This window comes from Streptomyces cupreus (assembly GCF_014257025.1).
Taxonomy (GTDB): Bacteria; Actinomycetota; Actinomycetes; order Streptomycetales; family Streptomycetaceae; genus Streptomyces; species Streptomyces cupreus.
The window spans coordinates 39522-53454 of the sequence record NZ_JACMSF010000034.1; the positions used below are offsets into that span (position 1 = coordinate 39522).

Below are 13933 nucleotides of genomic sequence, written 5' to 3' on the forward strand. Positions count from 1 at the left end.
CGTTCGGCGGAGAGGTTCAGTAGTAGTCCCGCATCAGGTCGTCGACCCAAGCGGGCTGTACGACGTCCTCGCGCGGCCCGAACTGGGTGAGATACGGCTTGATGTCGAGCACCGGGGTGCCGTCCACGGCGTCGAGGCCGCGCACATGGACGTCGAGCCCGTCCACCTTCAGCAGCTTGCAGCGCGAGACGCCGATGCGGTTGGGGCGGTTCTTCGCGCGCTGGGCGAAGATCCCGGCCCGCGGCCAGTCGGGGTTGCCCCGCGGATGCCGGGCCCCCGTGTGCACCTTCTCCGGCGCGACCCGGTGGAAGCGGAAGACGACCTCCAGGTGGGAGAAGGTGTCCAGACCGAGCAGCGCCTCGGCGGTGAACTGCTGGCCGTCCAGCCGGATCACCGAGGTGACATCGCCCCAGTAGTCGTCGGACAGGTCGCTGCGGTCGGTGTGCACGCGTCCGATCGGCACCAGGTCGGTGACGGCGCCCGGCCGTGGCTCCTCCAGGTGCGCGAACCACACCTCGTCGCGGACCAGTAACTCGCCTGCGACGGCCCGCTGCACGGTCAGGAAGATCTCGTCGGCCGGAACGTTCAGCAGCTGCGAGAGCCGCCCCTGGAGCAGCCGGAGCAGGGCGCCCACCTGGTCCTTGCTGTAGCTCTCCTTGCACACCACGAACCCGACCGGGGCCGGGGGAGTGTCCGGGGCGCGCCACTCGGGCCGGTGATAGGTGCCGGGCTCCAGACGCTGCCACCACACCCAGCAGTGACCGGCGGGCAGCCCCAGCAACTCCGTGACGCCGGCGGCGAGTTGTTCCAGGGCCGCCGGGCCCGGGCTCGCGTCCGGTGAGAACAGCCGGATGACGGGCATGTCAGGACACCTCGCCCAGCGGCTTGACGCCGATCACCATGCAGGTGCGCACGGGGATGTAGAACTCCTCGCCGTCCTGGCGGATCCCGAGCGCCTCACGGTGTTCCGCCGGGGCCTCGGCGAGCCGCCGCCGGATCGCGGCCTCGGCCTCGGCGCCGGAGGAGGCGATCTCGCACCAGCGCTTGACCGGCACCCCGGTACGGCTCTCCGCCTGACGGCCGCGGGCGACCGGGACGTTGAGCCCCGCGCCCTGGAAGAAGCCGACCCATTCGTCGAGGGTGTAGCTGCGCTGATGGGTGGGGTCGTGCAGGATCTCCAACTCGTGGTTGAGCGCGTCGATCACGGGGTCCTCGTGCCCCTCCAGGTCGATCACCGCGAGCCGCCCGCCCGGCCGCAGCAGCCGGGTCATCTCACCGACCGCCTTCGGCATGTCCTGGAAGTGGTGCGGGGCGAGCCGGGACACCACCAGGTCGAACGAGGCGTCGGGGAAGGGCAGTTCCTCGGCGACGGCCTGCGCGGTCTCCACCGTCACCTGCCGTTCCGCGGCGAGCCCCCGGAAGGACTCCAGCATCGACGGTGCCGGGTCGACGCCCACCAGCCGGGCCGGGTACTCGTCGGCGAAGGACAGGGCCAGATGGCCCGCGCCACAGGCCACGTCACAGATCGCGCTGCCCGTCTGCGGCCCGAGTGTCTCGTGCAGCGCCTCCATCGTCGGACTCGACCGGTGCACCTCGCTGGTGGCGAAGTTGTCGGCGATCTTGTCGAACCGCCGGCTGGAGAGAGTCTCACTCGCGGGCATGTCGTTCCCTTTCCTGTCGTGCTGTGAGCTGACGTGACGTCATGTGGTGACGCCCACCAAGGAGGTGAGCGCCGGCAGCGGATCACGGGCCGGGCCCGGGCCGCAGGGGTGCAGCGTGTGACCGAGTCCTTCGAGTACATGGACCCGGACCGCGGGTGAGTGGGTGCCGATGAGATGGCGGGCCGACCAGTCGGCGTACATGGCCGGCTCGAACACCGCGGGCGGCAGCTTGTCGTCCGACTCGTCGGCGAGATAGCCGACCAGGTCGAAACCGCCGTAGACCATTTCGATCAGGGGGATGCGGGAGGTCAGGAAGGCGTCCGACTCCACCACCGTGCCGATCAGGACGACCCGGTCGGCGCGCGGCGGCGCCCCCGACTCCAGCAGCCGCAGCAGTGCCTGGCCGCCGAGCGAGAAGCCCACCAGCGACAGGGAACCGGTCATCACATGCCGGTAGCCGTCCAGCAGCCGCCCGAGCCGCTCGGCGCGGATGCGCTCGTCGTCGGCCGAGGCGGGGCAGTCGCGGTCGCGGGCGGGCATGTCGCACTGCAACACCTGGGCGCCCGACGCCACCAGACGGGCCGTCAGCCGGTCCAGGAGCTGGTCGTCGCGTCCCTCGCCGTCGAGGTGCGAGACGCTTCCCGGACCGGCGAGCAGCACCGTCGCGTTCGGCGGCCCGGCCGGGAACGACCGGCGGGCGCGGTAGGCCGTACCGTCCGGATCGCGGCGCCACTGGATGTGGCGGTGCACGCTCACGGTCTCACCTCCGGCAGACGGCTTCGGCGAAGGAGCCGATGCGCTGGTGGAAGTAGACACTGATGATCTCCTCGTGCAGGGCCTCGCCGTCCAGCGTGGGCACGACGCTCTCCGCGGCCCCCGGCACCGGCTCCACGAGCCCGCGCTCCAGGAGTTCGGCGAACACCCCGGCGAACGGCTCGTCGTGGAACAGCTCGATGCCGAACCGGCGCCTGAACCGCGCGGCGTCGATGGGCTGGTTCGCCTTGAACGCGAACCCGAGCACCATCCCGATCGCCTCCGCCCCGGCCAGCCTGCGCCCGAACGCCAGTGGCAGCCCGGGGCCGTTCTGGATCAGCCGGGCGTAGCCGCTGATGTCCGCGATGTTGTGGGTCTGCACGACCGTGTCGTCGTCGCCGGTGAGCCAGCCGTAGGCGCCGGGGCCGTAGGCGATCATCGAGTCGTGGCGCTGCCATTTGTTGCGCGAGACCCGCGGGATGTTGCCGTCCGGGTAGACGCCGGGCCGGTTCCACCAGCCGCACGGGCTCGGGTGGTAGCCCCCGTCGAGCAGCAGCTCCACGATGGCCTCGCGCATCTCGTACGTCTCGTCGAGGCCGGGGAAGAGATGCTCCTCGCGCAGCCGGTCGCGGACGCTCTCCACGTTCCACAGCGCCCGGTTGCCGATCCCCATCTTCGCCCGGTCCGCGTTGCGCAGCCGGTAGATGGTGATCGTGGGCACCTTGAGATCGACCAGCGTGCGGATGTCGTGGGCGACCTTCTCGGGGGTCTGGTGGGGCAGCCCGAACATCATGTCGACGTTGAACGGCCGCCCGGTCGCCCGGAGTTTCTCGATCGCCCGCAGCGACATCTCCGCGTCATGGCCACGCCCGGCGAAGGCGTTGACCTCGCTCTGCAGCGACTGCACGCCCACACTGAACCGGTTGAAGCCGATGGCGCAGGCCTCGGCCAGCTCGTCGTGCTGGAAGTTGTCGGGGTTGCCCTCAAGGGAGATCTCGCAGTCGTCGGTCAGCGCGTACTCGGCCCGCATGTGCTCGACCAGCCGCCCCAACTGCTCGGTGCCCAGCAGGGACGCGGTGCCGCCGCCGAGGTACACCGACTCGATCCGGGCCTCGGAGAGCCAGGGCGCGTGCGCGAGCCTGCGGCGCGACTCCTCCAGCAGCAGGTCGGTCCAGACCTGGGAGGCGCGTTCGCCCTCCGCGCCGCCGGGGATCTTGCGCTTGACGTAGTTGCAGAAGTGGCAGATGTACGCGCACAGCGGCACATGGAAGTACAGATGCGCGGGCCGGCCGGCGCCCGGGTGGGCGCGCAGGGCGTCGGCGACCTCGTCGGGGTCGAGCCGGTCGCCGTAGTTGGCCGTCACGTTGATGTTGTAGTCGTCCTGGCCGATCCTGAGGGCCGGGTTCTCCTGGAGCAGCCGAGCGAGTCCTGTGCCGGGGCGCACGGCGGTGGTGCCGGCTGAAGCAACCGTCTTGCTCATCGCGACCTCGTCTCCTGTCCGGGCTAGGCCGCTTTGGGCCCCCGCTGGTCGGTCACGCCGCGCCTGACGTTCGCGCGGCCCTTCCCGGCCCGTCCCTCACGGGCCGGGAAGGCCGTGCAGCGCTCGCCCCCGTTTCCGATCCCTCGGCGGTCCCGGGGGTCCCTTGAGCGCTCTTCCGCGGGCCCGTCCCTCTACGAGCCCGGGGGGTCTTGCTGCGCTCCGGTCCGTCTCGCCACGGCGGTGGGTCAGACCTCGACCTCGATGACCGTGGCCTCGGTGATGTTGGTGGCCTCCACCAGGAGGGTCTCGCTGGGTGCGGTGGCCGAGGCGGCGCCGACGGCACTGAGCGTCACGCCCTCCTGGCCGGGCTCCAGGTGGATGCGGATGACCTTCTTCTCTTCGGGCATGTCCGTGTTCCCTTCGATGAGGGGCGGCAGCGGTCGCGCCGCCCGCGGACGGGGCCCGCTCACGACGTCGGGAGCGGGGTCGGTGGGGCCCGGCGAGATCGCCGGGCGCGATCGGCACACGGCCGGTGGGGCCGCGTCTAACGCGGGGTGAGAGTCAGGCGTACGTCGCGTCGCTTGCGCTCCCGCCAGTAGCGGCCGGCGCGCAGCATGAACTCCTGGAGGTACTCGGTGGCACCGCACCCCTTCGGGTCGCCGGTGAGATTGCGGGCCAGCGGGGGGCACCGGAACTGGCACCAGATGTCCTCCGCGGCCACCGGGCAGCTTCCGCACACGGTGTGGTCGCTGAACCGGATGTCGCGGAAGGCGTCGAAGCCGGTCTCCCAGATGTCGGCGAAGGACCGCTCGGTCAGGTTCCCGGCCCGGTGCAGCTGTCCCGACATGCAGTTGCTGCACGGGTAGACATCGCCGCGGCTGTTGACGTAGACGACCGAGCGGCCGCACTTCTCCTGGCCGACGGCGCGTTCGAGGCGCTGGCAGAACTGGATGGTGTCCACACCGCGGATCTCGTCCGCGGCCCGCCCGCCGGCCTCCGGGCCCGAAGGGGCCTCGGGCCCGATGTCGGGTTGGATGTCCGGGGAGGTGGAGTACCGCTCCATGCAGCGCCGGTAGACCTCGAAGACCTCGTCGACGTCCTCGGGGCGCAGCAGCATGTCCGGGTGGAGCAGGGCGCGGCCCACGGGGTGGGTCTCCAGCCACTGCGGCCGGGGGTAGCCCCGCTCCGCGCACCACTCGAAGATCTCCTCGGCGTCCTGGATGTTGTTGCGGTGGACGGAGATCGCGGTACGGAACACATGGCCGTGCCGGCGCATCGTCTCGAAGGCGCGCTGGAGCTTGGGAAAGTCCATCCGCCCGCGCACGGTGCGCTCGGGGTCGGCGGTGTCGAAGCTGATGAAGAACGACTGGCCGGGCGGGATCGCCGCGAGCTTCTCCTCGGTGATCAGCAGGCCGTTGGTGAAGATCTGGGTGCTGAACGGCTTGCTGCGGGCGTACCGGATGATCTCCACCGCGTCCCGGTGCGAGAAGATCTCGCCCCCCGTCAGGAAGACCTGGAGCACGCCCATCTCGGCGAACTCGTCGAGCAGGGCCTTGATGCGCGGGGTGGACATCTCGTCGGGGCGCTTGAGCGCGGAGTCCGCGTAACAGTGCTTGCAGCGCAGGTTGCACAGGTTCGTGGTCTCCACGAACGCGATGGCCGGGGCGGACAGATGGAACCGGTCCAGGGTCACCAGCGGATCGCTGAGCGCGTGGGTCATCAACTCCTCGGCGGGGACCGGCCGTCCGGCGTTGTGCCGCAGGATCAGCTGTCGCGCCGAGTCGGCGAGGAACTCCACATGACCGTTGGGCAGGAGGGCGACCAATCCGCCCTCGTTCACCTGGAATGGGATCTTCCGCACGGGTCCCCGCCTCCCGGAAGGCCAAAGTCAACATTCGTTGAACTCATGACCTGATGAACTCTACGGAGAATGAATAAGCTTTGGCAAGAGGTATCCGGGCGGTCGGTTCCCGCGTGCCGGTGGTGCCGGTGGCATGGTCGGTGCGAGGCTGAGCGTATGAACATCCCTTTCCTGGACGCCTGGCGGAAGCGGCATGGTCTCGCCCGCGGCGTCGCCGTGTTCGCGGACGGCGACGACACTCACGAGGGCATCGCCGAGCTGCTCTCCGAGTGCGATCTGCTCCGCTCCCAGGCGTCCCGGGAGGGGATCCGTCTCGACGACTCCGCCGCCTCGCTGGAGGCCCTCGACCAGCTGCTGCCGCGCTGGCGCGACGACGAGGAGGTGCTGCCCTGGCTCGGCAACGACGCCGGTCTCTACCTCGGTACGGTCATCGTGCGCACGGTCCCGGGCGCGCAGTGGGAGATCTGGCCGAGCGGCCAGCCCGTCGTACGGCTCTCCTCGGGCCGTGAGTTCGATGTCGTCGCCTCCGGGCACGAGTGGGCCTCCAGTGGTGTGCCGGAGCTCTCGCAGCTCTACGCGGAGGTCGCGGAGGCGTGAATCCCTGGCCTGAGCTGCGGCTTAAATACGGCTAATGCCCGAAAAGTGCGTGTCGCCCATTAGTTCCCGTTTTGTCTGGATAGTTTGCGGCAACCACGACACAGCTGAGAGTGGGTAGGGCTGGGCATGGTCCTCGATCCGTTGATCGAACTGCGTGACGTCAACAAGTACTACGGAGAGCTGCACGTCCTGCAGGACGTCAACCTCACCGTCGGCAAGGGGGAGGTGGTCGTGGTCATCGGCCCTTCGGGGTCGGGGAAGTCGACCCTGTGCAGGGCGATCAACAGGCTGGAGACGATCCGCTCCGGCACGATCCTGCTCGCCGGACAGCCGCTGCCCGAGGAGGGCAAGGCCCTCGCACGGCTGCGCGCCGATGTCGGCATGGTCTTCCAGTCCTTCAACCTCTTCGCCCACAAGACCGTTCTGCAGAACATCTCGCTGGGTCAGATCAGGGTCCGCGGCCGCAAGAAGGAGCAGGCGGACAAGCGCTCCCGTGAACTCCTCGACCGGGTGGGCCTCGCCGACCAGGCCGACAAGTTCCCGGCCCAGCTCTCCGGCGGACAGCAGCAGCGGGTGGCCATCGCCCGCGCCCTCGCCATGGAGCCCAAGGCGCTGCTGTTCGACGAGCCGACCTCGGCGCTCGACCCCGAGATGATCAACGAGGTGCTCGAAGTCATGCGGCAACTGGCCCGCGAGGGCATGACCATGGTCGTCGTCACCCACGAGATGGGCTTCGCCCGGTCCGCCGCCAACCGCGTCGTCTTCATGTCCGACGGCCGCATCGTCGAGGACCGCGCGCCCGAGGACTTCTTCACCGCCCCGGAGAGCGAGCGCGCCCGGGACTTCCTGTCCAAGATCCTCAAGCACTGAACGGGGAGTGCGACCCATGCCGCGTACCACACCTGTGTCCTCGACGGCACCGGACGACGGATGCTCAAGCCCCGCTCACCGCCCGGGAAGTGTCCCGCGCCGGCCCTCGACTACGATGGGCGGTTCGTCCCCCTAGCGGTCGCCGTGGCCGGCCGGTTCAGCCGGGGACGCTGCTGCCGGAGGGGGGAATACCCCCACGGCCCCTCGACCGCAGGGGGCAGCAGACACAGAGCCATACCCGATCCGGCGGCAGTCGGAGATCACTGCTCGCGCAACGGGACCGACACGTACGACGGGTCGTTCGCCGGCGAGGAGAAGGTCAGCTGCGCGCCGGTCGGGTTGTGCTCGATGCAGAGCGGGTCGACCGTGTCGACCACCAGGGCGAGCCGGTGCCCCGCCGGGACGTCGCAGGCCGTGGGAAACGCTCCAGGCCGACGCCGAACGGCTTGTGGGGCGTACGCCCGTGGAAGGTGCAGGGCGCGTTGCTGACCAGCTTGCCGAGGCCGGGCGGGCCCCCGTCGTAGAGATGGGCGACGAGGGTACCGCTGGGCCGACGCCGGCGATCAGGGTACGCCGAGACGATGCCCACGGCGGTCGTGCGCAGAGCCTTGCGAGATCCTCAGGAGGCGCGGTGGGAGTTACGGGGAGCCGCCGGGGCCGGCAGGGGCGTCTGCGCGGTCCGGGTGACATCGCCGACCAGTTCGACCACGTCCGGTCCATAGGCCTGGGAGTTGACGACCTTCAGCAGCAGGACGAAGGAGTTGCTGCCGTACTTGCGGGTCAGGCGCTCGTGGTTGCGGGCCAGATAGCGGGTCGCGGCCTGGTTGGTGATGGCGCGCTGGCCGCAGAAGAGGAAGACCGGACGGCTCTGCTTCGGGTCGCCCGCGGTGAGCCTGGCCAGCAGTACGTACTCGGCGACGCCCGCCTCCAGCCGGTAGCGCTCGGTGCCGATCTGGAAGGCGCCCCGGTCCGGGCCGGGTTCGGGGTCGATGTTGATGCGTATCCCGGGCAGCATCGCGGACATGTGGGCCAGCATGCGCCGGTTCGACCCCGGGCCGCCCACACAGAACTCGGTGCGCTCGCCGAAGCCCTGATGGACCGCGTCCTGCGTGACCACCTGGGTGTGCGCGCCGCAGTCCTTGATCAGCGCGGACAGCTCCAGCAGTGCGAAGACGTCGAAGCGGTGCACCGCGGGTTCGGAGGTGGCCGGGTCGCGGTTGACGACGAGCAGTGACTCCGAGTTCTCCGGCAGCCCGAAGAAGGCCTGCTTGCGGCGGAGCTTCCGCTTCCACACATAGGTCCGGGCCAGCCAGCCGATCGCGGCACTGATGCCTGCGGCCACCACGCCGAGGACGATATTGCGTACGTCGTCATTCATGGGCGCGCATGGTAGCGCGTGCTCCTGACGGGGGCATGTCGATCCATTAGGCTGCGCGAACGGTTCCTGACTGGAGGTGCGGATGCGTCTTTCCGTCGCACGCAAGCTGTCGGTCCTCGCGGTCTCTGCCGCCGTGGTGTCGGTGGGGGCGGCGGCGCCTCCCACCGCTTCCGGTACGGCCGTCGAGAAGGTCCCCGTCGCCGTGGGCTACGGCGGCGCCGTGGCGAGCGTCGACGCGGACGCCTCCGCCGCCGGGATCGAGGTGCTGAAGAAGGGCGGCAACGCCGTCGACGCGGCCGTCGCCACCGCCGCCGCGCTGGGCGTCACCGAGCCCTACTCCGCGGGCATCGGAGGAGGCGGCTACTTCGTCTACTACGACGCGGGGTCCCGTACGGTACGCACGATCGACGGCCGTGAGACCGCCCCGCTGAGCGCGGACTCCGGGCTGTTCCTGGAGAACGGCAAGCCGCTCGCCTTCGCCGACGCCGTCAGCAGCGGCCTCGGTGTCGGGACGCCGGGCACACCCGCGACCTGGCAGACGGCGCTGGACAAGTGGGGCAGCAAGAAGCTCGGGAGCCTGCTCAAGCCGGCCGAGCGCCTCGCCCGCGAGGGCTTCGTGGTCGACGACACCTTCCGCGCGCAGACCGCCGCGAACGAGAAGCGGTTCCGCTACTTCCCCGACACCACCGAGCTGTTCCTGCCCGGCGGGTCGCTCCCGGTCGTCGGCTCCACCTTCAAGAACCCCGATCTCGCCCGTACCTACAAGCAGTTGGGCCGGGAAGGAGCGCGCGCGCTGTACCGCGGCGACCTCGCCGAGGACATCGTGAACACGGTCAACAAGCCGCCCGTGGACCCCGCTACCGGCTGGAACGCCCGCCCCGGCGACCTCACCGCCAAGGACCTCTCCGCCTACCGCGTCAAACTCCAGGCGCCCACGAAGACCTCGTACCGCGGTCTCGACGTCTACTCCATGGCGCCCTCTTCCTCCGGTGGCACGACTGTCGGTGAGGCTCTCAACATCGTTGAGCGGACCGACCTTTCGAAGGCGAGCGAGGTCCAGTACCTGCATCGCTACATCGAGGCGAGCCGGATCGCGTTCGCCGACCGAGGGCGCTGGGTGGGCGACCCCGCCTTCGAGGACGTACCGACGAAGGAGCTGCTGTCGCAGCGGTACGCCGACTCCCGGGAATGCCTGATCAAGGACGACGCCGTGCTGACGAGCCCGCTCGCGCCGGGGGACCCGCGCAACCCGGCCGCCTGCGACGCGGGTGGTACGGCGGCCCCGACGACGTACGAGGGCGACAGCACGACCCATCTGACGGTGGCCGACAAGTGGGGCAACGTGGTCTCGTACACGCTGACCATCGAGCAGACCGGCGGCAGCGGCATCACGGTCCCGGGCCGCGGCTTCATCCTCAACAACGAGCTGACGGACTTCTCCTTCGCCCCCGCCAACCCAGCCGTTCACGACCCGAATCTGCCGGGTCCGGGCAAGCGGCCGCGCTCCTCCATGTCCCCGACGATCGTTCTCGACCAGCACGGCAGGCCCGTCGTGGCGCTCGGTTCGCCCGGTGGCGCCACCATCATCACAACGGTGCTGCAGACCCTGACCGGCTTCCTCGACCGTGGACAGCCGCTCGTCGACGCCATCGCCGCGCCGCGCGCCAGCCAGCGCAACCAGACGACCACCGAGCTCGAACCCGGGCTGTACAACAGCCCGTTGAGGGCACAGCTGGAGTCGATCGGGCACGGCTTCCGGCTCAATCCCGAGATCGGCGCGGCCACCGGCGTCCAGCGACTGCCGGACGGCAAGTGGCTCGCCGCCGCCGAGAAGGCACGCCGGGGCGGCGGCTCGGCGATGGTCGTGCACCCGGCGCCGTAGTCACAACTCGGGGGCGGGCGCCGCGCCTTCCGTCCGGAAGGCCAGGCGTCCGTCCTCGACGGCCACCTCCACCCGGCCGCCCTCCGCGACCCGGCCGTCCAGCAGCAGCCGCGACAGCTGGTTGTCGACCTCGCGCTGGATGGTGCGGCGCAGCGGACGGGCGCCGTACTCGGGCTGATAGCCGCGCTCGGCGAGCCAGTCGACGGCCGGCTCGGTGAACTCGACCGTGACGTCCTGCGCCTGCATGAGCCTGCGTGTCCGGTCCAGCAGCAGGTTGGTGATCTGCCGCAGCTGGTCGGGGTCGAGCTGCCGGAACACCACGATCTCGTCGATACGGTTGAGGAACTCGGGCCGGAAGTGCTCGCGCAGCGGCCGCAGGATCCGCTCCCGCCGCGCCTCCTCGTCCGCCTCCTCACCGCCCGCCCCGAAGCCGATCCCGGCACCGCGCCGGGTGATCGCCTCGGAGCCGAGGTTGCTGGTCATGACGATGACCGTGCTGGTGAAGTCCACCGTGCGGCCCTGCGCGTCGGTCAGCCGTCCGTCGTCCAGCACCTGGAGCAGGATGTTGAAGACGTCCGGGTGCGCCTTCTCCACCTCGTCCAGCAGCAGCAGGGAGTACGGGTGCCTGCGCACCACCTCGGTGAGCTGGCCCGCCTCCTCGTGGCCGACATAACCGGGCGGGGCGCCCACCAGACGGCTCACGGTGTGCCGCTCCTGGTACTCGCTCATGTCCAGGCGGACCATGCGCTCCTCGCTGCTGAACAGCGCCTCGGCGAGCGCCCGGGCCAGTTCGGTCTTGCCGACGCCGGTCGGGCCGAGGAAGAGGAAGCTGCCGATCGGCCGGTCCGGACTGGCGAGCCCGGCCCGCGAGCGCATCACCGCCTCGGAGACCACGCGCACGGCCTCGTCCTGGCCGACGACCCGCTCGTGCAGATGCTGCTCAAGATTGAGCAGCCGGTCCTTCTCCTCCTCGGTCAGGCTGGCCACCGGGATACCGGTCAGCCGTGACACGACCTCCGCGACCGCCTCGGCGGTCACTTCGAGGTTCTGCCCCTCGTCGGCCGCGCCGTCGCCCTCGGCGTCCGTGATCCGCTGCTTCAACTCCACGATCCGGTCGCGCAGTTGGGTGGCCGTCTCGTACTGCTCGTCCGCGACCGCCTGGTCCTTGTCCCGGGCCAGCTGCTCGACCTCGCGCTCCATGGCCCGTACGTCCGTGCCCTTGGTGCGCGCCCGCAGCCGTACCCGGGCGCCGGCCTGGTCGATCAGGTCGATCGCCTTGTCCGGCAGCCGGCGGTCGGTGAGATAGCGGTCGGACAGCTCCACGGCGGCGACGAGGGCCTCGTCGCTGTAGCGGACCTGGTGGTGGGCCTCGTAGCGGTCCCTGAGGCCGCGCAGGATCTCGATGGCGTCCGCGGTGGTCGGCTCGGGCACCAGGATCGGCTGGAAGCGGCGGGAGAGGGCCGCGTCCTTCTCGATCCGCCGGTACTCCTCCAGTGTGGTGGCGCCCACGATGTGCAGCTCGCCGCGGGCGAGGGCGGGCTTGAGGATGTTCCCGGCGTCCATCGCACCGCCCTCGCCGCCGCCCCCGGCGCCGACGACGGTGTGCAGTTCGTCGATGAAGACGATCAGCCGGTCGGAGTGGGCGCGGATCTCGCCCACGATGTTGGTCATGCGCTCCTCGAAGTCGCCCCGGTAGCGGGTGCCCGCGACGACCCCCGTGAGGTCCAGCGCGATCACGCGCCGCCCGCTGAGCACGTCCGGGACGTCCCCGTCGGCGATCCGCTGGGCCAGCCCCTCCACCACGGCGGTCTTGCCGACGCCCGCGTCGCCGATCAGCACGGGGTTGTTCTTGCCGCGCCGGGAGAGCACCTCGATGGTCTGCTCGATCTCCTCGTCCCGCCCGATCACCGGGTCGATACGGCCCTGGCGGGCGAGGTAGGTCAGATCGCGGCCGTACTTGTCCAGCGTCGGCGTGTCCACGGACCGGGGGCGCTCGGGGCGCGGTGCGGTGTCCGGCGCCTCGGGCGGCAGGCCGGCGGGGCCGAAGCGCGCCGAGTTCAGGATGTGCCCGGCTGCGGAGTCCGGGTTCGCGGCGAGGGCGCTGAGCACGTGCTCCGGGCCGATGTGACCGGCGCCGCGGGCCCTGGCCAGTTCGTGCGCGTCGAGCAGGGCGCGCTTGGCGGCCGGGGTGAGCGAGAGCGACGTCGGCGGTGGGACCTCTCCCGGCGGGTGCTGGACCGGGCCCGAGCGCTCGTCGATCTCCGTGGCCAGGGAGTCCGGGTCCGCCCCGGCCCGGCTGAGCAGACTTCTCGTGGGCTCGGCGGAGAGGGCCGCGCGCAGCAGGTGCTGGGTGTCCAGGTCCCGGCTGCCGTGTTCGGCGGCGTACTGGGCGGCGCCGCGGACGAGTTCCCTGGCCGGTTGGCTGAGCAGCTGGCCGATGTTGATCTGTCGGGGGCCGGGGCGGGGGCCGCCGAAGAATCGGGCGAGGAATTCTCCGAAGGGGTCCCCCTCCGGACCTTCCGGGAAGAAGCCGCTGGTCATCGGATCCGTACCTTCGTTGACGACGTACCGGAGTCGGGTAACCCGGACATGGTGCGCTTATGTCACGATGGCATGTTCTGTTGCGGTGGGCACGTTCTGGCGCCTACGGACGGGGCCTGCGTCACCTGGCCGTCAGAATCCTTGGGCCCTCTTCTGTAATCGCCACCGTGTGCTCCACGTGCGCCGCCCTCGATCCGTCGTTCGACTTGAGGGTCCAGCCGTCCGGGGCCGCGTGGTAGCCGTCCTTGCCGCCCGTGATCAGCATCGGCTCGATCGCCAGGGCCATGCCGTGGCGCAGGGGCATGCCTCGGCGGGGGCGGCCCTCGTTCGGGACCCCGGGGTCCTCGTGCATCTGGCGGCCGATGCCATGGCCGCCGAAGCCGTCGGGGATGCCGTAGCCCGCCTCGCGGCAGACCGTGCCGATGGCGTGGGCGATGTCGCCGATGCGGTTGCCGACCACGGCCGCCTCGATGCCGGCGGCCAGGGCACGCTCGGCCGTGTCGATCAGGCGCAGGTCCGCCGGGCGCGGCCTGCCCACGGTGAAGGTGATCGCCGAGTCACCGGCCCAGCCGCCCAGTTGGGCGCCGAAGTCGATGGACACCAGGTCGCCGTCGCGCAGGCGGTACGCGGTGGGGATGCCGTGCACGATCGCGTCGTTCACCGAGGCGCAGATGACGGCGGGGAACGGGGTCGGCGCGAAGGACGGGCGGTAGCCGAGGAAGGGGGATGTCGCGCCCGCCTCCCGCAGGACGGCATGGGCCACCTCGTCCAGCTCCCGCAGGGAAACGCCCACGTCAGCGGCTTCTCGTACGGCTGTCAGGCCGCGGGCGACGACCTGGCCCGCCTCGTACATGGCATCGATCGATGTGTCCGTCTTCAGTTCCACCATGCCAATTACTATACCGGTATT

The 13933-nt window shown here is 70.5% G+C and carries 12 protein-coding genes and 1 pseudogene; 3 read left to right on the plus strand and 10 right to left on the minus strand.

The annotated features are described in order from the left end of the window. Positions 1 to 16 precede the first annotated feature (16 nt). From H4N64_RS46440 to H4N64_RS27420, 6 genes are all read right to left on the minus strand, one after another. On the minus strand, positions 17 to 862 hold the full coding sequence (locus tag H4N64_RS46440; RefSeq protein WP_186285098.1) for a TrmO family methyltransferase domain-containing protein: 846 nt from the start codon (positions 860 to 862) through the stop codon (positions 17 to 19). Between the two features lies 1 nt (position 863). Beyond that, positions 864 to 1661: a class I SAM-dependent methyltransferase gene (locus tag H4N64_RS27400; protein ID WP_186285099.1), complete on the minus strand. Its 798-nt coding sequence runs from the start codon at positions 1659 to 1661 to the stop codon at positions 864 to 866. Between the two features lie 39 nt (positions 1662 to 1700). After that, positions 1701 to 2417 (minus strand): alpha/beta fold hydrolase, encoded by a 717-nt coding sequence (locus H4N64_RS27405; protein ID WP_186285100.1) that lies wholly within the window; start codon positions 2415 to 2417, stop codon positions 1701 to 1703. Positions 2418 to 2421: 4 nt separating this feature from the next. Next, on the minus strand, positions 2422 to 3894 hold the full coding sequence (locus H4N64_RS27410) for a coproporphyrinogen-III oxidase family protein (RefSeq protein WP_186285101.1): 1473 nt from the start codon (positions 3892 to 3894) through the stop codon (positions 2422 to 2424). 245 nt (positions 3895 to 4139) lie between these two features. Further along, positions 4140 to 4301, minus strand: coding sequence for a hypothetical protein (locus H4N64_RS27415; protein WP_176711692.1), 162 nt, complete (start codon positions 4299 to 4301; stop codon positions 4140 to 4142). Positions 4302 to 4438: 137 nt separating this feature from the next. Beyond that, complete coding sequence (locus H4N64_RS27420) at positions 4439 to 5755, minus strand: radical SAM/SPASM domain-containing protein (protein ID WP_186285102.1); 1317 nt, start codon at positions 5753 to 5755, stop codon at positions 4439 to 4441. A gap of 156 nt (positions 5756 to 5911) precedes the next feature. Between H4N64_RS27420 and H4N64_RS27425 the strand changes: the two genes are divergently transcribed. Both H4N64_RS27425 and H4N64_RS27430 read left to right on the plus strand, forming a co-directional pair. After that, positions 5912 to 6352 (plus strand): DUF6278 family protein, encoded by a 441-nt coding sequence (locus H4N64_RS27425; RefSeq protein ID WP_186285103.1) that lies wholly within the window; start codon positions 5912 to 5914, stop codon positions 6350 to 6352. Positions 6353 to 6478: 126 nt separating this feature from the next. Next, positions 6479 to 7222 carry an amino acid ABC transporter ATP-binding protein gene (locus tag H4N64_RS27430; RefSeq protein ID WP_186285104.1) on the plus strand — a complete coding sequence of 248 codons (744 nt, stop codon included), beginning with the start codon at positions 6479 to 6481 and terminating at the stop codon, positions 7220 to 7222. Positions 7223 to 7482: 260 nt separating this feature from the next. Here the strand turns inward: H4N64_RS27430 and H4N64_RS27435 are convergent. Both H4N64_RS27435 and H4N64_RS27440 read right to left on the minus strand, forming a co-directional pair. Next, positions 7483 to 7775 (minus strand): annotated as a pseudogene (locus H4N64_RS27435) (CocE/NonD family hydrolase C-terminal non-catalytic domain-containing protein); the annotation flags it as partial. 66 nt (positions 7776 to 7841) lie between these two features. Beyond that, complete coding sequence (locus H4N64_RS27440; protein ID WP_186285105.1) at positions 7842 to 8600, minus strand: hypothetical protein; 759 nt, start codon at positions 8598 to 8600, stop codon at positions 7842 to 7844. An 82-nt stretch (positions 8601 to 8682) separates the two neighbouring features. On the opposite strand from H4N64_RS27440, the gene ggt reads away from it, so the two are divergent. After that, entirely contained in the window at positions 8683 to 10482 is a 1800-nt protein-coding gene (gene ggt, locus H4N64_RS27445) for a gamma-glutamyltransferase (protein ID WP_186285106.1), read from the plus strand. Here ggt and H4N64_RS27450 read toward each other — a convergent pair whose 3' ends face one another. Next, positions 10483 to 13023: an ATP-dependent Clp protease ATP-binding subunit gene (locus H4N64_RS27450; RefSeq protein WP_186285107.1), complete on the minus strand. Its 2541-nt coding sequence runs from the start codon at positions 13021 to 13023 to the stop codon at positions 10483 to 10485. It abuts the gene before it with no gap. Positions 13024 to 13144: 121 nt separating this feature from the next. After that, positions 13145 to 13912 (minus strand): type I methionyl aminopeptidase, encoded by a 768-nt coding sequence (gene map, locus H4N64_RS27455; RefSeq protein ID WP_186285108.1) that lies wholly within the window; start codon positions 13910 to 13912, stop codon positions 13145 to 13147. Positions 13913 to 13933 lie beyond the last annotated feature (21 nt).

Excerpts from the sequence above, each read along its gene's own strand:
- H4N64_RS46440 (WP_186285098.1), bottom strand. The coding sequence starts at position 862 with ATGCCCGTCATCCGGCTGTTCTCACCGGACGCGAGCCCGGGCCCGGCG.
- H4N64_RS27400 (WP_186285099.1), bottom strand. The coding sequence starts at position 1,661 with ATGCCCGCGAGTGAGACTCTCTCCAGCCGGCGGTTCGACAAGATCGCC.
- H4N64_RS27410 (WP_186285101.1), bottom strand. The coding sequence starts at position 3,894 with ATGAGCAAGACGGTTGCTTCAGCCGGCACCACCGCCGTGCGCCCCGGC.
- H4N64_RS27415 (WP_176711692.1), bottom strand. The coding sequence starts at position 4,301 with ATGCCCGAAGAGAAGAAGGTCATCCGCATCCACCTGGAGCCCGGCCAG.
- H4N64_RS27425 (WP_186285103.1), top strand. The coding sequence starts at position 5,912 with ATGAACATCCCTTTCCTGGACGCCTGGCGGAAGCGGCATGGTCTCGCC.
- H4N64_RS27430 (WP_186285104.1), top strand. The coding sequence starts at position 6,479 with ATGGTCCTCGATCCGTTGATCGAACTGCGTGACGTCAACAAGTACTAC.
- H4N64_RS27440 (WP_186285105.1), bottom strand. The coding sequence starts at position 8,600 with ATGAATGACGACGTACGCAATATCGTCCTCGGCGTGGTGGCCGCAGGC.
- ggt (WP_186285106.1), top strand. The coding sequence starts at position 8,683 with ATGCGTCTTTCCGTCGCACGCAAGCTGTCGGTCCTCGCGGTCTCTGCC.
- H4N64_RS27450 (WP_186285107.1), bottom strand. The coding sequence starts at position 13,023 with ATGACCAGCGGCTTCTTCCCGGAAGGTCCGGAGGGGGACCCCTTCGGA.
- map (WP_186285108.1), bottom strand. The coding sequence starts at position 13,912 with ATGGTGGAACTGAAGACGGACACATCGATCGATGCCATGTACGAGGCG.